This window comes from Bacillus sp. JJ1474, assembly GCF_036965225.1.
Classification (GTDB): Bacteria; Bacillota; Bacilli; order Bacillales; family Cytobacillaceae; genus Cytobacillus.
On the sequence record NZ_JBALPC010000093.1, the window covers coordinates 9,731 to 13,175 of the forward strand.

General features: G+C 39.5%; 4 protein-coding genes. 2 read left to right on the forward strand and 2 right to left on the reverse strand.

The genetic code is table 11. The annotated features are described in order from the left end of the window. Positions 1 to 73: 73 nt before the first annotated feature. Positions 74 to 1,276: a tryptophan synthase subunit beta gene (trpB, locus tag V7164_RS13440; RefSeq protein ID WP_335344926.1), complete on the forward strand. Its 1,203-nt coding sequence runs from the start codon at positions 74 to 76 to the stop codon at positions 1,274 to 1,276. Beyond that, positions 1,273 to 2,058 carry a tryptophan synthase subunit alpha gene (gene trpA / locus V7164_RS13445; protein WP_335344925.1) on the forward strand — a complete coding sequence of 262 codons (786 nt, stop codon included), beginning with the start codon at positions 1,273 to 1,275 and terminating at the stop codon, positions 2,056 to 2,058. The genes trpB and trpA overlap by 4 nt, the downstream gene beginning before the upstream one ends. A gap of 249 nt (positions 2,059 to 2,307) precedes the next feature. Here trpA and V7164_RS13450 read toward each other — a convergent pair whose 3' ends face one another. Together V7164_RS13450 and V7164_RS13455 are read right to left on the reverse strand one after the other, a co-directional pair. Next, a complete protein-coding gene (locus V7164_RS13450; RefSeq protein WP_335344924.1) occupies positions 2,308 to 2,472 on the reverse strand; it encodes a hypothetical protein in 165 nt (54 codons plus the stop codon). A 128-nt stretch (positions 2,473 to 2,600) separates the two neighbouring features. Then, positions 2,601 to 3,053 carry a DinB family protein gene (locus tag V7164_RS13455; protein ID WP_335354311.1) on the reverse strand — a complete coding sequence of 151 codons (453 nt, stop codon included), beginning with the start codon at positions 3,051 to 3,053 and terminating at the stop codon, positions 2,601 to 2,603. Positions 3,054 to 3,445 lie beyond the last annotated feature (392 nt).

Consider the following 3,445-nt stretch of genomic DNA (forward strand, 5'->3'; position numbering starts at 1 on the left):
TAAAAATTGGCTGATAAAGTACCAGAACTGGCTGATAAACATGAAAATTTGCCTGACAACGGGAGGAACTATTATGACAACCTATACATTACCTGATGAACGTGGACATTTTGGTGCATTTGGGGGAAGATTTGTGCCAGAAACGTTAATGCAAGCAGTTCTTGAACTCGAAACAGAATATAAAAAATCGCTGGAAGATCCAGAGTTCCAAAACGAGCTAAATGATCTTCTAAAAGATTACGTTGGACGGGAAACGCCATTGTACTTTGCCAAAAACTTAACAAAGCATCTTCAAGGGGCAAAGATTTATTTAAAACGTGAGGATTTAAACCATACAGGCGCACATAAAATTAATAATTCCTTAGGTCAGGCTTTACTGGCCGCCCGAATGGGGAAACGAAAGATTGTTGCCGAAACAGGGGCAGGACAGCATGGAGTGGCTACCGCAACTGCCTGTGCACTTCTTAATTTAGAATGCATTATTTATATGGGAGCTGAGGACATTCGCAGACAGCAGCTGAATGTGTTTCGAATGGAGCTTTTAGGTGCAAAGGTTGTCAGTGTTGAGTCAGGCAGTGCAACCCTTAAAGATGCTGTCAATGAGGCGTTACGATATTGGGTGACGAATGTGGAGGATACTCATTATATTCTTGGGTCCGTAATGGGGCCGCACCCTTTTCCGATGATTGTCCGTGATTTTCAAAGTGTTATTGGGAAGGAAACGAAGCAGCAATTTATAGAAAAAGAAGGAAAGCTTCCCGAGGCAATTGTGGCCTGTATCGGTGGCGGAAGCAATGCTATGGGGATGTTTTATCCATTTATTAAAGATGAAGATGTTCAGTTGTATGGGGTAGAGGCGGCAGGATTAGGATTAAATACTTCAAAGCATGCAGCTTCAATGACAAAAGGAAAACCAGGAATTCTTCATGGCGCACTCATGTACTTACTTCAGGATGAAGATGGACAAATTAAAGAGGCCCATTCCATTTCAGCCGGGCTTGATTACCCAGGTGTCGGACCTGAGCACAGTTATTTAAAAGATATTGGCCGGGTGAAATATGAATCTATTACCGATGAAGAAGCAATGGAAGCCTTACAGTTCCTTTGTCGGTTAGAAGGAATTATTCCCGCTTTGGAAAGTTCCCATGCAGTTGCTTATGCATTAAAGCTGGCCCCAACAATGAAGGAGGATGAAGGATTAGTCATCTGCTTATCAGGCCGAGGCGATAAGGATGTGGAAACGGTAAAAGCAAGATTAGGAGGGATTGAGAAATGAACAGGATTGAAAAAGTGATGCAAGTCTTGGGGAAGAATAACGAGAAGGCTTTTGTTCCTTATATTATGGCTGGAGATGGCGGACTGAATAGGTTGGCAGAACGGATTACTTTTTTAGAAAAAGCAGGAGCAACGGCGATTGAAATTGGGATTCCCTTTTCTGATCCTGTAGCTGACGGGCCCGTTATCCAGCAAGCTGGCATTAGAGCTCTTGAAAGTGGAACGACATTGAGGGGAATATTGGCGGCCATTGCGGAAATACGCCCAATTGTACATATCCCACTAATTTTTATGACTTATATGAATCCGATCATGGCTTACGGCATTCATTCATTTTTGGATGAGTGCTCCCGTTCAGGTGTAGATGGGTTGATTTTACCTGATTTGCCGATAGAAGAGGAAGATCTTATTGCTCCTTACGCAGAAAAGGCTGGTATTGAGATCATTAGACTCGTAACATTAACGAGTCCGTTAGAGCGGGTTCAAGAAATATCCAGCAAAGGGCGCGGTTTCCTATATGCCGTTACAGTTAATGGGATAACTGGAGCAAGAAAAGGTTTCAATGAACAGCTTGGGGAGCATTTGCAAAAGGTTAAGAGCGTAAGTCACCTGCCTATTTTGGCTGGCTTTGGGATAGCATCCCCAACACATGTGCAGGAAATGAACCAATATTGTGATGGCGTTATTGTCGGAAGCAAAATCATTGAGCTCTTTGAACGAGGGGATCTTGATGGAATTGAAAAGTTGATTAAAGCTTCTAAAATGGCGAATATTGAAAATTAAGACGGGTTTTGTTTATGAGCTAGTGAAAACGGTCGCTATGAAGTGTTCATGGCTCTCGTTTTTGCTAAGAGCTATTGAAAACGGTCGTCATGAAGCGTTCATGGATTTCGTTTTTGCGATGAGTTAGTGAAAACGGTCGTTATGAAGTGTTCATGGCTCTCGTTTTTGCCATGAATCCATAAAAACGGTAGCCATGAAGGTTACTTAAAAAATACCGCTTCGATGACATTTATCGAAGCGGCCTTCTTATTATTTCATTTTCTTCATATTAACCTGTTTCCCGCTTTTTTTCTGACTCTGAGAAGAATCATTTCCGATTTGGAATTCCTCACCTAGTTCGATATCGTTTCTTTTGTCTTGTTTTTCAATTTGAGCGCGGGTTTGATTTAAATTATGTCTTCCTTGTTTAGTCACAATCATGCCTCCTTAAATAAGTCTTGCTGACAATGTTAATATGTACAACCATCAAGAATTTTACCCTATATTTTTGCCGCAAAAAAACAGACTAGCAATGGCTGCAAGTCTGTTTAATCTTTACTTTATTATTTATGACTTATGTAAAATGGCAGATCCGTATGTCCCATTTCCCTGACGTAGACAAATAAATTACCCTTATGATGAATTTCATGTTCAATGGCCATTTGCACCATTTGATGGCCCGACACTTTCATTCCGAAAATTTTCGACATGTCGATTTCGCGGTCAAGCTCTTCTTCCGTAAGTGAAGCTAGAAGCTCTTTTGTTTTCTCTGTGGATTCTTCACCTAGCTGCGATAGAGACAATTGCGTATTCTCGAACTTCTCCATAAACGGAGATCCGTTGCCCTCTTTAACTGTTTTAATAAACTTATAATAGGACGTGTAAATATGTGTCACTAATTTTTGTGCACTCATCGAAGTTTCAGTGGGTTTAAAATCGTAATTGGATTCTTCGATTTTTTCAACTAAGGCATTTGTAACGGTACGATGTGAAAGAAAATGATTAACAGGATTCATGCGTATACCTCCAAATATATTATTATGTACTCCTTCAATATCATCCTCTAATAATTTTGACAAAATTGCAATTAAGATGCATTCCTTTTGATTTTCTTCCTTATCAGCATTATAAGGCTTCTCCATTTCTTTTCTAAAAAGGATTGGCCGAAAATGCTGCGATTAACAAAAAAATAAATCCCTTCTTCAATCAGTATCCAAACAATGATGATCATTATAAATACATTTAACCAGGACTACATGAAATTCCCCCTTACTAACTTCAATTCTTCTTTATATCTATATTCAAAATATTCATATGATTTCACTTTTTTAATATCCAAAGGTGAATAATTTTTGTATAATAATGGGTATGAGTAGGTATGAATGAAGATTAGAACTAAGTCTCAGGT

Excerpts from the sequence above, each read along its gene's own strand:
- V7164_RS13455 (WP_335354311.1), bottom strand. The coding sequence starts at position 3,053 with ATGAATCCTGTTAATCATTTTCTTTCACATCGTACCGTTACAAATGCC.
- trpA (WP_335344925.1), top strand. The coding sequence starts at position 1,273 with ATGAACAGGATTGAAAAAGTGATGCAAGTCTTGGGGAAGAATAACGAG.
- trpB (WP_335344926.1), top strand. The coding sequence starts at position 74 with ATGACAACCTATACATTACCTGATGAACGTGGACATTTTGGTGCATTT.